Annotated in this window: 19 protein-coding genes; 13 read left to right on the top strand and 6 right to left on the bottom strand. The window is 69.7% G+C overall.

The features are described 5' to 3' along the window. Positions 1-57 precede the first annotated feature (57 nt). The 9 genes from ACIG5A_RS05840 to ACIG5A_RS05800 all read left to right on the top strand — a co-directional run bounded on the left by ACIG5A_RS05840 (position 58) and on the right by ACIG5A_RS05800 (position 9,899). The gene (locus tag ACIG5A_RS05840; protein ID WP_397238150.1) at positions 58-1,329 is read left to right on the top strand and encodes a hypothetical protein; all 1,272 of its coding nucleotides are present in this window, start codon (positions 58-60) and stop codon (positions 1,327-1,329) included. Beyond that, the gene (locus ACIG5A_RS05835; protein WP_397238148.1) at positions 1,326-2,294 is read left to right on the top strand and encodes a glutamate ABC transporter substrate-binding protein; all 969 of its coding nucleotides are present in this window, start codon (positions 1,326-1,328) and stop codon (positions 2,292-2,294) included. The genes ACIG5A_RS05840 and ACIG5A_RS05835 overlap by 4 nt, the downstream gene beginning before the upstream one ends. Then, on the top strand, positions 2,291-3,475 hold the full coding sequence (locus ACIG5A_RS05830) for a hypothetical protein (RefSeq protein ID WP_397238146.1): 1,185 nt from the start codon (positions 2,291-2,293) through the stop codon (positions 3,473-3,475). The genes ACIG5A_RS05835 and ACIG5A_RS05830 overlap by 4 nt, the downstream gene beginning before the upstream one ends. Further along, complete coding sequence (locus ACIG5A_RS05825; RefSeq protein WP_397238144.1) at positions 3,472-5,790, top strand: tetratricopeptide repeat protein; 2,319 nt, start codon at positions 3,472-3,474, stop codon at positions 5,788-5,790. The genes ACIG5A_RS05830 and ACIG5A_RS05825 overlap by 4 nt, the downstream gene beginning before the upstream one ends. Further along, a complete protein-coding gene (locus tag ACIG5A_RS05820) occupies positions 5,787-6,800 on the top strand; it encodes a PP2C family protein-serine/threonine phosphatase (protein WP_397238142.1) in 1,014 nt (337 codons plus the stop codon). Before ACIG5A_RS05825 ends, ACIG5A_RS05820 begins: the two co-directional genes overlap by 4 nt. After that, positions 6,797-8,083, top strand: a complete 1,287-nt coding sequence (locus tag ACIG5A_RS05815) for a VWA domain-containing protein (RefSeq protein WP_397238140.1) — start codon at positions 6,797-6,799, stop codon at positions 8,081-8,083. Before ACIG5A_RS05820 ends, ACIG5A_RS05815 begins: the two co-directional genes overlap by 4 nt. After that, positions 8,083-8,736: an FHA domain-containing protein gene (locus tag ACIG5A_RS05810; RefSeq protein WP_397238138.1), complete on the top strand. Its 654-nt coding sequence runs from the start codon at positions 8,083-8,085 to the stop codon at positions 8,734-8,736. Before ACIG5A_RS05815 ends, ACIG5A_RS05810 begins: the two co-directional genes overlap by 1 nt. Positions 8,737-8,797: 61 nt before the next feature. Then, positions 8,798-9,649 carry an SDR family oxidoreductase gene (locus ACIG5A_RS05805; RefSeq protein ID WP_397238136.1) on the top strand — a complete coding sequence of 284 codons (852 nt, stop codon included), beginning with the start codon at positions 8,798-8,800 and terminating at the stop codon, positions 9,647-9,649. A gap of 97 nt (positions 9,650-9,746) precedes the next feature. Beyond that, the gene (locus ACIG5A_RS05800; RefSeq protein ID WP_397238134.1) at positions 9,747-9,899 is read left to right on the top strand and encodes a hypothetical protein; all 153 of its coding nucleotides are present in this window, start codon (positions 9,747-9,749) and stop codon (positions 9,897-9,899) included. A 112-nt stretch (positions 9,900-10,011) separates the two neighbouring features. Here the strand turns inward: ACIG5A_RS05800 and ACIG5A_RS05795 are convergent, their stop codons facing one another. Continuing rightward, positions 10,012-10,416: a histone-like nucleoid-structuring protein Lsr2 gene (locus tag ACIG5A_RS05795; protein WP_397238132.1), complete on the bottom strand. Its 405-nt coding sequence runs from the start codon at positions 10,414-10,416 to the stop codon at positions 10,012-10,014. Between the two features lie 223 nt (positions 10,417-10,639). Between ACIG5A_RS05795 and ACIG5A_RS05790 the strand changes: the two genes are divergently transcribed. Together ACIG5A_RS05790 and ACIG5A_RS05785 are read left to right on the top strand one after the other, a co-directional pair. Next, a complete protein-coding gene (locus ACIG5A_RS05790; RefSeq protein ID WP_397238130.1) occupies positions 10,640-10,819 on the top strand; it encodes a low affinity iron permease family protein in 180 nt (59 codons plus the stop codon). A 220-nt stretch (positions 10,820-11,039) separates the two neighbouring features. After that, positions 11,040-11,291: a CsbD family protein gene (locus tag ACIG5A_RS05785; RefSeq protein WP_397238826.1), complete on the top strand. Its 252-nt coding sequence runs from the start codon at positions 11,040-11,042 to the stop codon at positions 11,289-11,291. Positions 11,292-11,359: 68 nt separating this feature from the next. Here the strand turns inward: ACIG5A_RS05785 and ACIG5A_RS05780 are convergent, their stop codons facing one another. From ACIG5A_RS05780 to ACIG5A_RS05765, 4 genes are read right to left on the bottom strand one after another with little or no spacing between them, the layout of a single operon-like run. Further along, on the bottom strand, positions 11,360-12,298 hold the full coding sequence (locus tag ACIG5A_RS05780) for a glycosyltransferase family 9 protein (protein ID WP_397238128.1): 939 nt from the start codon (positions 12,296-12,298) through the stop codon (positions 11,360-11,362). A gap of 13 nt (positions 12,299-12,311) precedes the next feature. Continuing rightward, a complete protein-coding gene (locus tag ACIG5A_RS05775; protein ID WP_397238126.1) occupies positions 12,312-12,623 on the bottom strand; it encodes a hypothetical protein in 312 nt (103 codons plus the stop codon). A gap of 19 nt (positions 12,624-12,642) precedes the next feature. Beyond that, positions 12,643-13,089: a hypothetical protein gene (locus ACIG5A_RS05770; RefSeq protein ID WP_397238124.1), complete on the bottom strand. Its 447-nt coding sequence runs from the start codon at positions 13,087-13,089 to the stop codon at positions 12,643-12,645. A gap of 40 nt (positions 13,090-13,129) precedes the next feature. Beyond that, positions 13,130-13,462 (bottom strand): hypothetical protein, encoded by a 333-nt coding sequence (locus ACIG5A_RS05765; RefSeq protein WP_397238122.1) that lies wholly within the window; start codon positions 13,460-13,462, stop codon positions 13,130-13,132. 105 nt (positions 13,463-13,567) lie between these two features. Here ACIG5A_RS05765 and ACIG5A_RS05760 point away from each other — a divergent pair, with 105 nt between their 5' ends. After that, positions 13,568-14,065 carry a DUF6328 family protein gene (locus tag ACIG5A_RS05760; protein WP_397238120.1) on the top strand — a complete coding sequence of 166 codons (498 nt, stop codon included), beginning with the start codon at positions 13,568-13,570 and terminating at the stop codon, positions 14,063-14,065. A gap of 15 nt (positions 14,066-14,080) precedes the next feature. On the opposite strand, the gene ACIG5A_RS05755 is transcribed toward ACIG5A_RS05760, so the two are convergent. After that, positions 14,081-15,295, bottom strand: a complete 1,215-nt coding sequence (locus ACIG5A_RS05755) for a glycosyltransferase (protein ID WP_397238118.1) — start codon at positions 15,293-15,295, stop codon at positions 14,081-14,083. 127 nt (positions 15,296-15,422) lie between these two features. On the opposite strand from ACIG5A_RS05755, the gene ACIG5A_RS05750 reads away from it, so the two are divergent. Then, positions 15,423-17,534 carry a catalase gene (locus ACIG5A_RS05750; protein WP_397238116.1) on the top strand — a complete coding sequence of 704 codons (2,112 nt, stop codon included), beginning with the start codon at positions 15,423-15,425 and terminating at the stop codon, positions 17,532-17,534. The last annotated feature ends 19 nt before the right edge of the window (positions 17,535-17,553 follow it).

Below are 17,553 nucleotides of genomic sequence, written 5' to 3'. Positions count from 1 at the left end.
CCGGCTGACGTACTATCGCGATCGGAGACGCCGGCCGGTTGGACGAAGGGGGGCGGCGTGGGATTTCGCCTACCGGCAACCATCCGTCAAGCGGCGGAATGGATGCGGCGGTTCGCCAGGACCACACCGGGTGTGCTCAGCGGGCTCGTCGTGGCCACGGTCGCGCTGTGCCTGCTCGCCGGGTTCGTCGGTGCGAATCAGCTGAGCGACAAGCAACATCGGCGCGACGCGCTGCTCGAGCGCACCGAACCGCTCGCCGATGCCGCGCAGAGCCTGTACGTCGCGCTGTCCGCGGCCGATGCCTCGGCCGCGACCGCGTTCCTGTCCGGCGGTATCGAAACACCGCAGGTGCGGATGCGCTACCAGCAGGCGCTCGCCGACGCGGCCAGCGCGCTGGCCACCGCGACGGCGGGCGCGGGCGACGAGCAGACGCGCAAGATCGTCGCGCGCATCGCCGCCGATCTGCCCGCCTACACCGGGCTGGTGGAGACGGCGCGCGCCAACAACCGGCAGGGTTTCCCGGTCGGCTCGGCGTACCTGCGCGAGGCGTCGACGCTGATGCAGCAGTCGCTGCTGGTCAACGCCGAGGCGCTGACCAAGGCCAGGTTCGCCGCGGTGCGCGAGGAACAGCGCGCGATCGGCGAGCCGCCACGGCTCACCTACCTCCTGCTCGGCCTGGTCCTGGCCGCCTGCGCGGTGGGCTCGTATCAGCTACGGCAGCGCACAAACCGGCGGGTGAACATCGGTATCGCCGCCGCGGCGGGCGCGACCGGGCTCGCGCTGCTGTGGATACTCACCGCGACACTCGCGGCGAACGCGGCCGTGCCCACCGGTGCGTCCGGGGCGAGCACCCGCTTCGAAACGATGGCCCGCAGCCGGATCCTGGCCCAGCAGGCCCGCGCCGACGAAACGCTCGCGCTGATCACCCGCGGCGATATCACCAACGCCGAGAACCAGTTCAACGACCACACCAACGAGCTGCGGGTGCGCCTGCAAGCCGGTTTCGCCGCCAATTCGACCGCGGTGGAGACGTATTCGGCCTGGGTGGCGGGGCACAAGCGCCAGGTCGAGCTGTACCAGGCGTCGAAGGTCCCCGAGGCCGTCGCACAGGCCACCGGCACCGGGCAGGACGGTTCGGCGGGCCGATTCGCCAAACTCGACGAGCAGCTGCGCGCCGGAATCACCCAGACCCGTGGCGAATTGCGGGCCGGGGCCGAGACCGCGGGCCACGCGCTGCTCCTGAGCCCGGCAGGCACGCTTGCGCTGCTCGTCTTCGCGGCGGCGGCCGTCGTCGCCGGTGTGTGGCCGCGGCTGAAGGAGTTCCTGTGACCAAGCGACTCCTCGCCGCGCTGGTGATCGGCACGGCCGCCATGCTGTCCGCGTGCGGTTCCACCCAGGTGCCGGGCACCGAGCCGATGGCGCCGGTGAATCCGCAGCCGCCGGACTTCCGGGAGATCACCACGGCGCCGCAGGCCGAAGGCGGCGGCACCTGCGATGTCGAGGGCAGCCTGCGGCCCGGCGCGCAGCCGAAACCCGGTGCGATGCCGCCGGGTTCGACGATGGCGGCGATCGTGGCCAACGGCAGGGTGCGCGTCGGCGTCGACCAGAACACCTACCTGTTCGGCTTCCGCAATCCGTCGACCGGTGAATTGGAGGGCTTCGACATCGATGTCGCGCGCGAGATCGCCCGCGACCTGTTCGGCGACCCCAACAAGGTCGAATTGCGCTCGGTCACCGCGAGCGAACGCATTCCCGCGCTGCAGAACAAGCAGGTCGATATGATCGTGCGCACCTTCTCCGCGACCTGTGAGCGGCGCAAGAGCGTCGACTTCTCCAGCGTGTACTACGAAGCGACACAACAGATTCTGGCCGTGCGCAACTCCGGCATCGCCAGCGGCGCCGATCTGGCAGGCAAACGGGTGTGCGTGGTGCACGGCACCACCTCACCGGCGCCGCTGTTCACGCTGCCGCAGCGCCCCAAGGTGCTCGGCGTGTCGAACTGGACCGATTGCCTTGCCGCACTGCAGCAGGGACATGTCGACGCGATCAGCGCCGACTACCCGATCCTGGTCGGGCTGGTCGCTCAGGACCGCAATCTGGAGATCGTCGGCGAGACCATCGGCACCGGCGCCTACGCGGTCGGCGTGCCGAAGGGCACCGACGATCTGGTCCGCTTCGTCAACGGCGTGCTCGACCGGATGCGCGCGGACGGCACCTGGCGCGCCATCTACACCAAACGGCTCGCCGATCTCGGCCCGCCGCCGAATCCGCCCGTCCCGAAATACACCGGGTGAGCACGGCCATGCAGGTGCTCACCCTCATCGAGATCGATCGCGAATTGGCCGCACGCGCGGTCGAAATCGACCGCGTCACCGCGACTCTGCTCGAGCTGGACAAACATCCCGGCCTGACGCTGATGCGCCGGTTCCCGCCGCAGGGCAGCACCGAGGTCCGCTGGCTGCCCGTGCGCGACGCGCTGGCGCTGATGTGGGAGGACTTCGGCCGCATGCGGTCGATCCTGGATTCCGCGCACGCGTTGCGCGGCACCAGATCCCGGCTCGACGACGCCGAGCGCACCGAGCTGACCCGGCTGCTGCGCGGGCGCCCCTACGAGGCGTCGCGCACGCCGATCCCGATGGCGCAGCGCTCGCTGACCGGTCCCAGCGAGATGGTGCTGTTCGTCGGTCTCGCCGACACCCTCGACCGGATGCGCGACACCTTCCCGAAGATCGCCGAATTCCTCGACGCGGTCGACGCGGTCAACACCAGGGTCACCTCGGGACTCGCGCCGCTGCAGGACAAGGTGGACCGCGCGGGCGGCGGTATCACCCCGGAACTGCGCGTGATCGGCGCGGGCATCGCGGATCTGCTGAGCCGCTCGGCCACCGACCCGCTCGCATTGAGCGCCACCGAGATCGACGCCAGGATCGCCGCACTCACCGAACAGCTGCGCCGCGAATCGGCGCTGCTCGCCGAACTCGGTGCCATGGCGGCGAATTGGCCCGCCGCCATCGCCGAGGCCAGGACCGCCGTCGACGTATTGCGTGCCACCTGGCAGCGCGCGGCGCAGGCGAAGGCCGAAGCCGAACGCACCATCCATTCCGGCCCGCTGCCCAGCCACGCCGACGAAAGCGGCGAACTGCTCCAGCAGGTGGAGACGGTGGCGGCCACGCCAGGCTCCGCCGCCGAGCTGCGCACGCTGCGCAGGCGCGTCGCCGAGGCCACCGCGGTGGCGGCCGCCGACGAACAGCTGGCCCAGGGACTGCTGGATCGGCGCACCGAATTGCGCGGCAGGCTCCGCGCATACCGGGCCAAGGCGGCCAGGCTCGGCATCGTGGAGGACCGCGAGGTGGCGGCCGCCGAGCAGATCGCCAGCGGCCTGCTCTCGCGCGTGCCGTGCGATCTGGCCGCGGTGACCCGAGCGGTGGCGGACTATCAGCAGCTGATCGGGGAGAAGTCGGGGAGGAGACCATGATCTGCAACGAACCGGGCTGCGGCGGGCAGATCGAGGACGGCTACTGCACGGTCTGCGGCACCGCGCCCGCCGAGGCGACGACGGTCGAGGCCACCGCGATCGAGGCGCGGCCGACCGCGCCGGAGCCGCAGCGGTGTACCGAACTCGACTGCGGCGGAACGGTGGTCGACGGCTACTGCGACACCTGCGGTACCGCGCCAGGCCCGCTGACGGCGGCGAGCGCACGCACCGGCCGCGCGTCGAGCCGCTCGGTGCGCACCGGGCGCTCGTCGTCGCGGTCGAGCAGGCGCGGCAGGCTCGGCGCGGGCATGGTGGACATCCCGAGCCTGCCGAGCATCAACCCGCTCACCGCGATCATGGCGAATCCCGAAGTCGCCGAGGGCAAACGCTTCTGCGGTAAATGCGAGAAGCCGGTCGGGCGCGGCCGCGACGGCGCACCGGGGCGCACCGAGGGGTTCTGCCCGAACTGCGGCACGCGCTTCTCCTTCACGCCCAAGCTGGTCGAGGGCGACCTGGTCGGCGGGCAGTACGAGGTCGTCGGCTGCCTGGCGCACGGCGGGCTCGGCTGGATCTACCTGGCCACCGACCGCAACCTCGGCAATCGCTGGGTGGTGCTCAAGGGCCTGCTGAACTCCGGCGACGCCGACGCCATGCTGGCCGCGATGGCGGAGAAGCGCTTCCTCACCGAGGTCAAACATCCCAGCATCGTCAACATCCACAACTTCGTCGAGCACGCGGGCGCCGACGGCGTGCCGGTCGGCTACATCGTCATGGAGTACGTCGGCGGCACCTCGCTCAAGCAGATCCTGCGCACCCGCCGCGACGCGGGCGGCGGGTATCTGCCCGTGGCCCAGGGCATCGCGTATGTGCTGGAGATGCTGCCCGCGCTCGGCTATCTACATTCGCTCGGCCTCGCCTACTGTGATTTCAAGCCCGACAACGTGATGCAGACCGAGGAGCAGCTCAAGCTCATCGATCTCGGCGCGGTCATCCATATGGCCGACGAGGACAGCCCCATCTACGGCACGATCGGCTATCAGGCGCCGGAGATCGCCGAGACCGGGCCGACGGTGGCCACCGAGGTGTACACGGTGGGGCGCACGCTCGCGGTGCTGCTGATGAACGTGCCGCAGGACGGCGGGCATTTCGGCGCGCTGCCGACACCGAACACCGAACCGCTGCTCGCGGTCCATGATTCGCTGCACCGGTTCCTGCGGCGCGCCACCGACGCCGATCCGGAGGCGCGGTTCGGGTCGATGGAGGAGATGCACGACCAGCTGACCGGGGTGCTGCGCGAGGTACTCGCCGCCGACGACGGCACACCGCGGCCGGGCATGTCGGTCTACTTCGGGCCGCCGCGCGCGGTGTTCGGCGTCGGCATCGCCGCCACCGTCGAACCGCTGGATATCGTTGCCGCACTGCCGGTTCCGCTGATCGATCCGAGCGACAGCGGCGCCGCGCTGCTGGCAACGACGAACGGAAGGACGCCGGCCGAACTGGAGAGCGCGTTCGAGGCCGGGTTGCGTTCGGTGGTCACCGGGCGTGGCGCCTCGACCGAGATCCCGCTGCGGCTGGTCCGCGCGGCGCTCGAGATCGGCGACGCCGAGGACGCCGACCGCAGGCTCGACGAGCTCGCCGGCACGCTGCCAGGCGACTGGCGGCTGGCCTGGTATCGCGGCCAGGCCCGGTTGCTCGGCGCGGATTTCGTGGCGGCGCACGACCACTTCGACGCGGTCTACAGCGCACTGCCCGGTGAGTCGGCGCCCAAGCTGGTGCTGGCCGCCGTCGCCGAGCTCGCGGCCGAGAACGGGCTCGCCACCCGCTATTTCGACACCGTGTGGCGCACCGATCACACCTTCCTCGCCGCCGCGTTCGGCGTGGCCAGGCTGCGCCTGGGCGGCGGCGATCGCGAGGGGGCGGTCACGGTGCTCGATCAGGTCGACCCGTCCTCGGCGCTGTACACCGAGGCCGCCGTCGCGGCGGTGGAAACCCAACTGGCCGACCGCTTGCCGGCCGAGCTCACCGAGGCGGTGCTGCGCGATACCGGCGGCCGGGTCGAGCGGTTGCGGCTGGACTCCAAACGCCGCGACGCCGCGGTGCGCATGCGGGTACTCGACGCCGCGCTGGAATGGTTACGCACCGGGCGTATCCCGGAGGACGACGCGCCGTTGCTCGGCGCGAACCTGGATCAAGAAGGAGTGCGGTTCGGCTTGGAACGGTGCTATCGCGAGCTCGCTCGTGAAACCGACGATATGTGGACCCGATTCGCGCTGGTGGACCAGGCGAACGCGATTCGGCCGAGGACTACGCTATGACTGCCCGCTGTTCGGGCTGCGCGGAACCGGTGGGGGTCGCCGACCGGTTCTGCGAGGCCTGTGGCCACGAGCTCGCTGCCACGCGCATCGCGTTGCCGCACAACGACTCCGGGCCGACCCACCCGTGTGACAACTGTGGCGGGTCGCGCTACGACGCGGACGGGTACTGCGTGGGCTGCGGGCAGTTGCGCGCGGCGCCGGACCGCTTCGCCGCCGACCTCGGCGCGGTCGCGGTGGTCACCGATCGCGGGATCTCGCACGCGCGCAACGAGGATTCGGTGGCCGCCATCGTGCTGGAGGGCGCGACGGTGATCGCGGTCTGCGACGGGGTGTCCACCTCGGAGGATCCCCAGGCGGCCTCCGGCGCGGCGGCGCGGGCCGGTGTCGAGGCGAGCCGTGGCGCGCTCGCCGAGGGGATGTCCGCCGACGAGGCGGCGATGGCCGGGCTCGCGGCGGCGGCGCAGGCGGTGCGCGAGACCGCGGGCCCCGACGGGCAGGCGCCGTCGTGCACCTACGTCGGCGCCATCGTGCGCGGCGACGGTGACGCGGTGCAGATCACCGTCGCCAATGTCGGCGACAGCAGGGCCTATTGGCTGCAAACGGGACCGGATCACGCGGGTAACGCACCGTCGCAACGGCTTTCGGTGGACGACTCGTGGGCGCAGGCGCTGGTCGACGCGGGCGCCATGGACGAGCAGGCCGCGATGAACGATCCGCGCGCGCATACGCTGATCCGCTGGCTCGGTGCGGATTCCGGGCCCACACCGTGGTCGGACACCTGCGTGCGCACCCTGCGCACCGCAGGGCCCGGCCTGTTGCTGCTGTGCAGCGACGGCCTGTGGAACTACCAGCCCGACGCCGCCGCGCTGGCCGCCATGGCGGCCGCGCCGACACCGCTGCTCGGCGCGCACGAGCTCGTCGAATTCGCCATCCGCTCCGGGGGCAGCGACAACATCACCGTCGCATTGGCCCCCGTGCCATGGTTTACCGAGCCAGGAGAAGTGCAATGAACTCTGCGACAGACAAAGGCATCACCGTCGCGGTCGACCAGAACGAGTATCTGGCCGAGGGCGCGGGCACGGTCGACGCCGTGGTGACCATCGAGACCGACGCCGAGCTGGTGCCGATCGCGAAACCGCAAGAGCGCCTGGAGATCCTGATCCTGGACTGCTCGGGGTCGATGGGCACCGGCCACAAGTTCCCCGAGGCGCGCAAGGCGGTGCTCGCCGCGCTCGACGTGCTGCCCGACGGCACCAGGTTCGCGATCGTCGAGGGTACGGCCATGGCGCGGTTGATCTTTCCCACCGATGTGCCCTCGCTGCCCGCCAACCGCGATTCGCGGGCGGCGGCCAGGCGCAAACTGGAGAAGTTGCGCGCCACCGGCGGCACCGCGATGGGCACCTGGCTCGGCCAGGCCAGGCAGCTGGCGCAGAAGCATCCCGGCGCCATGGTGCACGCCATCCTGCTCACCGACGGCAAGAACGAGCACGAGGAACCCGAGGCGCTTGCCGCCGAAATCGCGCAATCCCAGGGCTTTTTCACCTGTGACTGCCGCGGCGTCGGCACCGACTGGCGGGTCGACGAGCTGCGCGCCATCGCCTCGGCGCTGCACGGCACCGTGGATATCGTCGCCGATCCGGCACTGCTCGCCGCCGATTTCACCGCGATGATGCAGGGCTCGATGGCCAAGGCCATTCCGGAGCTGACGCTGCGGGTGTGGACGCCAGCGGGCGCGACCGTCCGGTTCGTCAAACAGGTCGCGCCGACCATCGTGGATCTGACCGCGCGGCGCACCGATACCGGGCCGCAGGTGGGGGAGTACCCGCTCGGCGCGTGGGGTGCCGAGGACCGCGACTACCATGTGGAGGTCGCCGTCGAACCGGCGCCGCCGGGCCGGGAGAAGCTGGCCGCCCGGATCAGTGTGGTCGCAGGCGAGGAAGTGCTCGGCCAGGGGTTGGTGAAGGCGGTGTGGACCAACGACACCGCGCTGTCGGCCCGGATCAGCAGGCGCGTGGCGCACTACACCGGACAGGCCGAGCTGGCCCAGGCCGTGCAGGAGGGCCTGGCCGCGCGCAAGAACGGTGATGTCGACACCGCGACCGCCAAACTGCGCCGCGCGGTGGAACTGGCCGCGTCCTCCGGGAACGAGAGCACCGCGAAATTGCTGCGCGGCGTGGTCGAGGTGGACGAGCGGCACGGCACCGTGCGGTTGCGTACTCAGGTGCAGGCCGCCGACGAGATGGCGCTCGACGCCAGATCGACCAAAACGGCGCGGGTCCGCAAGGAGGGGTGATGGTTATCTGCCCGGACGGTCATGAATCGGGCACGCCCGACTACTGCGACGTGTGCGGCGCCTCGATCGGGCTCGCCTCCGCCGCCGCGGTGCCGGTGGCCACCTCGCCGATCGCGCTGTGCCCCTCGTGCGGTTCGCCGAGCGCGGGCCGGTTCTGTGAGGTGTGCGGCCACGATTCGGCGCTGCCCGCACCACAGGAGGGACCGGCGACGATCGTGGAATCGGTACCGCTGCCGCCCGCCGCGGCCGGCTGGGTCGCCGTCATCACCGCCGATCGCGAGTTCTTCGAGCGCGTGCAGGCGCGCAAGGGGCCCGACGCCGATCAGGTCGAATTCCCCGCCTTCTACCCGGAACGGCGAATCGCGTTGCACGGCAGCGAGATCCTCATCGGCAAGCGCAGCGTGTCGCAGGGGCTGACACCCGATATCGATCTCGGCATCGCCCCGGCGGACGCCGGTGTCTCGCGCGCGCACGCGATGCTCCGGGTGACCTCGGAGGGGCTCACCATCACCGATCTCGGATCGACCAACGGCACCAGCCTCAACGGCAGCGACGAACTCATTCCCGCCGAGTCCGCGGTGCCGCTGCGGCACGGCGACCGTATCCATCTCGGCGGCTGGACCACCATCGTGGTGTCCACCGAATCCGCGTGAGGCCGCACGCTCGGACCGTTCCGACTTTTATAGACAACGTTGTTCGTCTATGGTCGGTCGCATGACGAAGTTCGGCGGTAAGCGCGTTCTGATCACCGGAGCGGCCAGTGGGCTCGGCCGCAGTACCGCGCTCGCGGTCGCCGCCAAGGGCGCCTCGGTGGTGCTCACCGATATCGCCGAGGCCGGGCTCGGCGAGACCGCCGACCTGGTCCAGGCAGCCGGTGCGACAGTGCATCTCGCGCAAGCCGCCGACATCAGCGATCACGACGCGGTGGTCGACCTGGCCGCCAAGGCGCACGCGGAAGTCGGCAGCGTCGATATCGTCATGAACGTCGCGGGCATCGCCACCTGGGGCACCGTCGAGCGGCTCACGCACAGCCAGTGGCGCCGCACCATCGATATCGATCTGATGGGCCCGATCCATGTGATCGAGGAATTCCTGCCGCCGATGATCGAGGCGGGCCGCGGCGGGCATCTGGTGAACGTGTCCTCGGCGGCCGGACTGTTCGGCCTGCCGTGGCACGCGCCCTATAGCGCGGGCAAATTCGGCCTGCGCGGTGTGTCGGAGGTGCTGCGCTTCGATCTGCGCAGGCACCGCATCGGGGTCAGCCTGGTCTGTCCCGGTGCGATGGCGACACCGATGGTGGACAGCGTCGATATCGCGGGCGTCGATCGGTCCGCGGTGGCGGTGCAGCGGGCGATGGCGCTGTTCATGCGCCACGCGGTGACACCGGACGCGGCGGCGGCCTCGATCGTGCGCGGTGTCGAACGCAACCGCTACCTCGTCTACACCTCACCCGACATCCGCGTCGGCCACTGGGCCCAGCGCTACTTCCCGCCGTCCTACAACCTGGCCATGCGCACCATGAACTGGGCGATGCACCGCTACATCGACAAGGCCCCCAAGGACTGAGCGGCCACCCGCTCCGGCGCGACCCCTCGCAGCACGGGCCGAAACAGGTGGCCACCGCGCATTATTCGATGGCGCGCCCCCGCCTCGGCTTGCGAACATGCTCTACCGGCTCGCCGCGAACACCGCCGCCCCCGGATTCACCGCGGAACTGCGCGCCACCCCGCGCCTCGGAACCTGGCTCGACACTTCGGATCTCACGGTGCAGCAAACCGTCGACGCCATCCTCTCCGATGCGCGGCCGCTGTGCTGATCAGTCCGGCCGAGTTCCCTGGATCAACGCTAGCGAAGGTCGGGCGAATCGGTCCTGGTACCGATAGTGCCAGGCTCCGCGCAGACATACGCGACCTACGCCTGTGGCGGGACTACTTTCCGCCCGCTGACCGGTAGGCCTCTACGATGTGGCTGGGAATCCGCCCGCGCTCGGCAAGTTCATGGCCCTGTTCCCGTGCCCACGCGCGGATTCTTTTTGCCAACTGCGGATCAGTACTCGACCTCGTCACATGACCCCTGCGACGTACGACCCGGCGGTGGACCTCCGGCAGCCCCTTATGTGCGCCATGCTTGGTGTCCCGCGTGATCACGGGGTCTCCGATATGTAGGACCTGGTTGAAGTTCATCGGGACGTACGCCAGGATCGGCACCGCCTCGCCCGTGCGGTCGGCCGGGGCGAGGGAAACAACCCGGGGCATCGAGAGCCCCTTCGCGTTGCCCGTGGACAACGGCTCGTGCGGGACGCCGGTCACGACCAGGTTGTTCCCGCCGGTCACGGTGCCACCGCGAGACTTCTGACCACCATGCCTCATTGCCTCCGCCTTTCCGCTGATTCGTCGATACGAACGGGATCCGAAACGGTGCTGAACGATTGAGCAGAATGTCACTACGCCCAGAATGCCACCCGGATCGACCGGTCGGGTGGCCAACTCGGTAGATCCACCGCCTCCGGACGCCTGATTCGCCTGCCCGGAGCGGGGGTATCCGCCCCGCAGAGGAATGGTTTCCCCATGTTCTCGGGGAAGGTCGGAATATGTCCGATACGTACTGCTCTGGTTACCGACCGGATTGATATTGCCGACCGTCGACACGTGGCAGCTCGTCATCGACACGGTGACGACGATTATCACGTTTCTACTGGTAGCGCTGCCGCCACAATACCGAGACCGGGGCCGATGAAGCGGTACAGCAAAAACTCAACGCCATCGCCGACGCACTGTGGGTGATGATGGGCGAAATGGCGGAGGACGATTCTCCGTTACCGGGCGCACGCGACGAATTGGCGGCGGCGGTCGGACTCGAGAATCGGGAAGGTTCCGGATGAGCGCTGATTGAGTTCGATTCGGGCGGGTAAGCGGTGAATGTCCAACTGAACACCGATATTTCGGAGGTCATTATCGTGTCCGATCACAAGAGCGGCCCGCGCGAAGGCCTGGAAGGCGTCGTCGAGGACGCCAAGGGAAGGGTCAAGGAAGCCGCAGGCACCGTCTTCGGAAACGACGATTTGCGGGACGAGGGTCGAGCGCAGCAGGACAAGGCGAGCGATCAGCGCGAAGCCGCGAAGAAGGAGGCCCAGGCCGAGAAGGAGCGGGCCGAGGCCGCCATGGATGAGCAACGACAGCGCGCTTACCAGCGCGGTCAGCATCCGTAACTCGCATCCCCTACCCAGCGAAATGGGCTGCCCCACAAGGGCAGCCCATTTCCTTTATCGCCCCCTTCCTATCGGATCGGGGCGGCCTGGAGTAATCGCTGCGCCGCGTCCACCACCTCGGCGACGCTGACGACCAGCAGGCCGGGATCGGGTGTTTCGCCCTCCGGATCACCGACGTGCCCGGCCCACAACGCGATATGACGCGACCGGGTCGGCGGCGGGCCGCACCATGCGGGCGAATTCGGACCGAAGACCAGCACCGACGGCGTACCGAACGCGGTCGCCAGATGGCCGACTCCGGTATCGCCGCTGACGACCAGCGCCGCGCCCGCCACCGTGGCCGCGAGCTGACGCAGCGTGAGTTCGCCTGCGACGGTGGCGGTTTCGGGCAGCCCGGCGCGCTCGGCGACCTCGCGCGCCAGCGGCAGTTCGGTGGCGGTCCCGGTGACAACGACCGGGCGCCCGCTCTCCCACAGTGCGGCCGCGACGGCGGCGAAACGCTCCGGCGGCCACTGCCGGGCGGGCGCACCCGCGCCCGGATGGATGACCACGTGCGTGCGTTCGCCGGCCGCCTCGGGCGGCGCCGCGATATCCACGCGCGTCGGATCCGCCGGGATACCGGCGGATTCGAGCAGCGCGCACCAGCGCCGGGTCTCGTGCACCTCGTGCGGCCACACCGGTCCGTGGATCAGCGGGAATTCGGGGTGCCGGTGGGTGATCAGCTGCTCGGGATCGGTGGCGAGCAGATCGGCGATACTGTCCGGGCCGCTGCCGTGCAGGTTCACCGCGAGCGTCGGCGGCTCCGCGTTCCAGCGCAGCGCGCCCGCCATCGGCGTCGCGTGCAATTCGTCGGCGCAGCCGGATAATTCGACGATGGGCCGCAGCCAGCCCGGTGCGGCGAGGACGAGCTGGTGATAGGGCCGCGCCACCCGCAGCGCGCGCAACGCCGGGACCGCGGTGAGCAGTCCGCCCAAACCGCGTGCGGTCAGCACGAGTGCTACCGACATGCCTTGCTCCTGTTTACTTGGGCACCAGAATGCCGGTGAGATCGGCCTTCTTGATCGGGGTTTCGGGATTGGCCTGCGCGGAGCACATCAGCTGAATGGAGGCGACGGCCGCGTCGACGGTCCTGGCATCCGGCGTCGGGCGGTCACCGCTTTCCTGCTCCAGGAATTTGGCGACGGTCACCCGCTGCTTGTCGGCGTCCTGGCGCACGAAATCGGTGCACTTGGTGTCACCGCCGGGGTTGACGGCCTTCTCGGCCTCGCTGCATCCGCCGAGCCACAGCGCGGCGGCGGCGAGGGCGAGCACCGCGATCTTGGTGGGTTTCATCGCATTCTCCGTTGCTGGACTACCGGCCGAAACCGGCCAGGCCCGAGGCGAGATCGTCGATCCGCAGTGCGTCGAGCACCTGCTGGCGGACGTCGGGGCAGTGCTGGGTGGTGAGGGTGTCGACGATGCCGCGGTCCTTGACGATCAGGTCGTTGAGACCGCCGCTGCGCGCCGCCCATTCGTGCACGCTGGCGTTGAACGCGAGCTTGCCGACGCCGGGCGCCTCACCGCGCCACTTGCCGACCTCGGGACGCAGCATGTCGCACAGCTTCTGCGCGGCCTGCGGTGTCACCTGGTCCGGATCGGGCACGTCCTTGGCGGTCGGCGCCGAGGTGAAGGTGAGGGTGATATCCGGGCGCTCGGAGGTCGGGGTGGTCGGCAGCAGCGGATTGTCGTCACCGGCACAGCCGGTGAGCAGCAGCGCACCGGCCGCCATCGCGGCCAGTGCGGCGACACGCCGAGTCATGGTGTCCTCCTGCGAGATTCGGGTCGACGGCGGTAGCGGCTCAGTGGCCGCGCAGTTCCTCGCCCTCGCGTGCGCGCAGCCTGCGGTGTTCGAGCACGACGAACGCGGTGCCCGCGCCGATCAGCAGCACGCTCGCGATCACGCCGACCACCGCCCAGCCCGCGAAGCCGTAGCCCGCGGCGGTGAGGGTGAGCGCGACCGCGACGAGGCCGAGCAGCAGCACCACCACACCTGGGAACTGGCGGCTGTCCTCGAGCGCCTCACCCGCGTTGTTGCGGGTGGTCCGCGCACTGTCCGGGATCTCGGGGACGTTGTCCGGAATCTCGGGGCGTGGGGCGTAGCGTCCTGGCTGTTCGTTCGGTCCTGGCATCATGTCCGAGCTCCTTTCGGATCTGCTCCCGCAGTGCCCCGCGACGGCGGCTCGAAACGCGGACGACGCCGCCTGATTGATCCACACCGGCACGGGTACGCGACGCGCATGCCGAACGGACGCGCCGACCAGGGGTGGGATACCGCGCGGCGCCAGGAAACGGGCATCGAACGGCTGGACCGCAATTGGATCAGCCTGATTCAGGAACTGCGCGTTGTTCAGACCGGTGTACAGTTCCTCACCGGCTTCCTGCTCGTGCTGCCGTTCCAGTCGGGTTTCGCCGCGCTGTCGCCGCCGATGCGCGTGCTGTATCTGGTGACGGTCGGCGCCTCGATCGGCGCGACGGTCTTCCTGGTCGCCCCGGTCGCGTGGCATCGGATCCTGTTCCGGCGGCACCGGCTGGCGAATGTCGTCGGCGCGGCCCATCGGTGCGCGATGGCGGGGGTCGCGCTGCTCGGGGTCGCGCTGCTCGGGGTCGCGCTCACCGGCGTTGTGCTGCTGGTATTCGTGACGGTCGCCGGGACGGGCGCGGGGGTGATCGCGGGAACCGTCGCGGCACTGCTGTTCGCGGTCGCGTGGCTGCTCATGCCGTGGCGCTGGCGGTGAGCGCCGAAGCCGAAATCACCAGCCGGAGGACGAGATTCGCTCCGCACACTCGGGCACCGCACGCCGGTACGCGGCGACGGTGTCGATGGCCGCGCGCTCCCAGGTGTAGCGCGTGCAGGCCCGCTGATATCCGGCCACGCCCCAGGTTTCGCGCAACGTCGCGTCGTCGAGCAGTGGCCGCACCGCGCGTGCCACCGCGATCGGCTCCGGCGGCGCGACCAGACGGCCGGTCACGCCGTCGACCACCGTGTCGAGCAGCCCGCCGACCGCGGTGGCGACCACCGGTTTACGACAGGCCATGGCCTCCAGGGCAACCCGGCCGAACGGCGCGTACCACGGCGTGCACAGCACCACATCGGCCGAGCGCAGCAGCTGGGGCAGCCGGGCACGGGATACCGTGCCGAGCAGGCGAACTCGGTCGGCGACGCCATATTCATCGGCGACGCGGCGCAGGCGGCGCGCCTCGCTGCCCTCCTCCACATCATCGCCGACCGGCCCACCCGCGACCAGCAGTTCGGTCGAGGGCAATTCTTGTAACGCTTTGATCGCCGTTTCGAATCCCTTGCGGCGCACGAGTTTGCCGACCGACACCACGCGACGGCGCGCGGAACGCTCCAGCGCGGGGCCGTCCGGGTCGAACCGGGTGGCGTCGACTCCGGCGGGCACTACCGAGGTACGGAAGCGCGGCACACCCATCCTGGCCAGCTCCACCGCCTCATCGGCGCAGGTGGCCAGCACCTGGGCAGCGCGGGTGGCGATCATCCGCTCGAACCGGATCCGCGAGCGCGGGCTGGTATCGGCCAGCCCCTCGTGGCGGCGCTTCACCACACCGAGCGTGTGGAACGACACGACCACGGGCAGGTTGTGCACGCGCGCGGCGAGTTCGGCGGCGAGCCCGGACATCCAATGGTGCGCGTGCACCAGATCCGGTGTGTCCCTTGCCCAGTGGCGTTGCAGATAGGTGCCGAACTCGCCCAGGTGGCTCAGCGTCTGCTCGACCGGCAGCGGCACCGGCGGGCCCGCGGGCACGTGGATGACGCGATAGCCCGCGCCGGTCACCACCTGTGCCCGCGCCCGCGGATCGGTGCGCCGGGTGTAGACGGTGACCTCGTGCCCGCGGCGCACCATCGCCGCGGACAACTCCGCGACGTGACCGCTCTGACCGCCGAACGCGAGCACGCCCGGAGCGGCGAGCGGGCTCGCATGTTCGGAAACCACGGCGATCCTCATAGCCGGGTGGTGCCCACCGGGGCGGCATCGAAACCCCTGCGGTTCTGGCGTGTGAGGTCCCGGGGGCAGGGTACGCGCGGGGGTGAGAGGCCAACCAGGACTTTCGTCCCCGAGAGAAGAGGTTGCCATGGCCATTGACCAGAACGGCGCATCCGATGACAAGCAGCGGCAGCTCGCCGCCTACCGAGTCGACCGGCAGCAGGGGTATCTGAGCACCCAGCAGGGTGTCCGAGTGGACAGCACCGATGACGCACTGTCGGTGGGTACCCGCGGACCGACCCTGCTCGACGACTTCCACGCCAGGGAGAAGATCACCCATTTCGACCACGAGCGCATCCCGGAACGGGTGGTGCACGCGCGCGGCGCGGGCGCCTACGGCCGGTTCCAGCCCTACGACGACGCGCTTGCCGAGTTCACCACCGCGCGGTTCCTCACCGATCCCACCGTGGAAACGCCGGTGTTCGTGCGCTTTTCGACGGTGGCCGGTTCCCGCGGCTCCGCGGACACGGTGCGCGACGTACGCGGTTTCGCCACCAAGTTCTATACCGCGCAGGGCAATTACGATCTGGTCGGTAACAACTTCCCGGTGTTCTTCATCCAGGACGGGATCAAGTTCCCCGATTTCGTGCACGCGGTGAAACCCGAGCCGCACAACGAGATTCCGCAGTCCGCCTCCGCGCACGACACGCTGTGGGATTTCGTGTCGCTGCAACCGGAGACGCTGCACGCGATCCTGTGGCTGATGTCGGATCGGGCGCTGCCGCGCAGCTACCGGATGATGCAGGGCTTCGGCGTGCACACCTTCCGTTTCCTCGATGCCGACGGCCGAAGCACTTTCGTAAAGTTCCATTGGAAGCCGCGGCTCGGCGTGCATTCGCTGCTGTGGGACGAATGCCAGCAGATCGCCGGGTGCGACCCGGATTTCCACCGCCGCGACCTGTGGAACAGCATCGAGACGGGCCGGTACCCGGAGTGGGAGCTCGGCGTGCAGCTTGTGCCGCAGGATCGGGAGTTCGAATTCGACTTCGATCTGCTCGACGCCACCAAACTCGTTCCCGAGGAACAGGTTCCGGTGCGCCCGGTGGGGGTCATGCTGCTCGACCGCAACCCGGACAACTTCTTCGCCGAAACCGAGCAGGTAGCCTTCCATACCGCGAATCTGGTGCCCGGCATCGACTTCACCGACGATCCGCTGCTGCAGCTGCGCAACCTCTCCTACCTCGACACCCAGCTGATCCGGCTCGGCGGCCCCAATTTCGCTCAGCTGCCGATCAATCGGCCCGTTGCCGAGGTGCACAACCATCAGCAGGACGGCTACGGCCAGCACGTCATCCCGCAGGGGGAGGCGAGCTACAGCGACAACAGCATCGGCGGCTGTCCCGCGCTGGCCGACGCGGGCGCCTTCCGGCATTACCCGCAGCGGCTCGACGGCGAGGTGCTGCGGCGGCGTGCGAACAGCTTTCGCGAGTACTACCGTCAGCCGCGGATGTTCTGGCGCAGCATGTCCCCGCCCGAGGCCGAACATATCGTGGAGGCGTTCGCCTTCGAACTCGGCAAGCTCACCCGCCCGGCCATCAGGACCAGAGTGGTCGATCATCTCGCGCGCATCGATGCCGACCTGGCGGTGCGGGTCGCGGTCCGGCTCGGCATAGGGGCGCCCGCGCCGGTATCGGGCGCCGACGACGCGGTCACCTCCGCCGCACTGTCACAACTGAATTCACCCGCGGACAGCATCGTCACCCGCAAGATCGCGATCCTGGTCGCCGACGGCGTCGACGCGACGGGCGTGCGCCGGGTGCGTTCCTGGCTGGCCGGGCGCGGCGCGGTCGTCGAGGTGCTTGCCGCGCACGGCGGCATGGTGCGCGGCGACAACGGGGAGACCCTCGCGGTGGATCACGCGCTGCTGACCGTGGCCTCGGTGCTCTATGACGCGATGCTCGTCGCGGGTGGGCCGAAGGCCGCCGATACCCTCGCGGCCAACGGCGGCGCCGTGCATTTCGTGCTCGAGGCGTTCAAGCACGCCAAGCCGATCGCCGCGTTCGGCGGCGGGGTGACGATGCTGCGCGCGGCCGGCGTCGCGACGAGCATTCCGCCCGATACCACCATCGGCATCGATCACGGCGTGATCACCACCGCGGCCGCGGGCACGGCGGTGCCCGAGCGATTCCTCGAGCTGTTCGCGGAGACGCTGCTGCGCCATCGCATCTGGCGCCGGGCCACCATGGCGGTGCCCGCCTAGCGGGAGCCGGTGTACACGG

Source organism: Nocardia sp. NPDC052566, assembly GCF_044547285.1.
Classification (GTDB): domain Bacteria; phylum Actinomycetota; class Actinomycetes; order Mycobacteriales; family Mycobacteriaceae; genus Nocardia.
This window is presented reverse-complemented; position numbering and strand designations above follow the sequence as displayed.

Coding starts and splice junctions, on each gene's coding strand:
- ACIG5A_RS05815 (WP_397238140.1), top strand. CDS start 6,797: ATGAACTCTGCGACAGACAAAGGCATCACCGTCGCGGTCGACCAGAAC.
- ACIG5A_RS05775 (WP_397238126.1), bottom strand. CDS start 12,623: ATGAAACCCACCAAGATCGCGGTGCTCGCCCTCGCCGCCGCCGCGCTG.
- ACIG5A_RS05765 (WP_397238122.1), bottom strand. CDS start 13,462: ATGATGCCAGGACCGAACGAACAGCCAGGACGCTACGCCCCACGCCCC.
- ACIG5A_RS05770 (WP_397238124.1), bottom strand. CDS start 13,089: ATGACTCGGCGTGTCGCCGCACTGGCCGCGATGGCGGCCGGTGCGCTG.
- ACIG5A_RS05820 (WP_397238142.1), top strand. CDS start 5,787: ATGACTGCCCGCTGTTCGGGCTGCGCGGAACCGGTGGGGGTCGCCGAC.
- ACIG5A_RS05810 (WP_397238138.1), top strand. CDS start 8,083: ATGGTTATCTGCCCGGACGGTCATGAATCGGGCACGCCCGACTACTGC.
- ACIG5A_RS05760 (WP_397238120.1), top strand. CDS start 13,568: ATGCCGAACGGACGCGCCGACCAGGGGTGGGATACCGCGCGGCGCCAG.
- ACIG5A_RS05790 (WP_397238130.1), top strand. CDS start 10,640: ATGGTTTCCCCATGTTCTCGGGGAAGGTCGGAATATGTCCGATACGTA.
- ACIG5A_RS05805 (WP_397238136.1), top strand. CDS start 8,798: ATGACGAAGTTCGGCGGTAAGCGCGTTCTGATCACCGGAGCGGCCAGT.
- ACIG5A_RS05825 (WP_397238144.1), top strand. CDS start 3,472: ATGATCTGCAACGAACCGGGCTGCGGCGGGCAGATCGAGGACGGCTAC.
- ACIG5A_RS05780 (WP_397238128.1), bottom strand. CDS start 12,298: ATGTCGGTAGCACTCGTGCTGACCGCACGCGGTTTGGGCGGACTGCTC.
- ACIG5A_RS05750 (WP_397238116.1), top strand. CDS start 15,423: ATGGCCATTGACCAGAACGGCGCATCCGATGACAAGCAGCGGCAGCTC.
- ACIG5A_RS05755 (WP_397238118.1), bottom strand. CDS start 15,295: ATGAGGATCGCCGTGGTTTCCGAACATGCGAGCCCGCTCGCCGCTCCG.
- ACIG5A_RS05800 (WP_397238134.1), top strand. CDS start 9,747: ATGCTCTACCGGCTCGCCGCGAACACCGCCGCCCCCGGATTCACCGCG.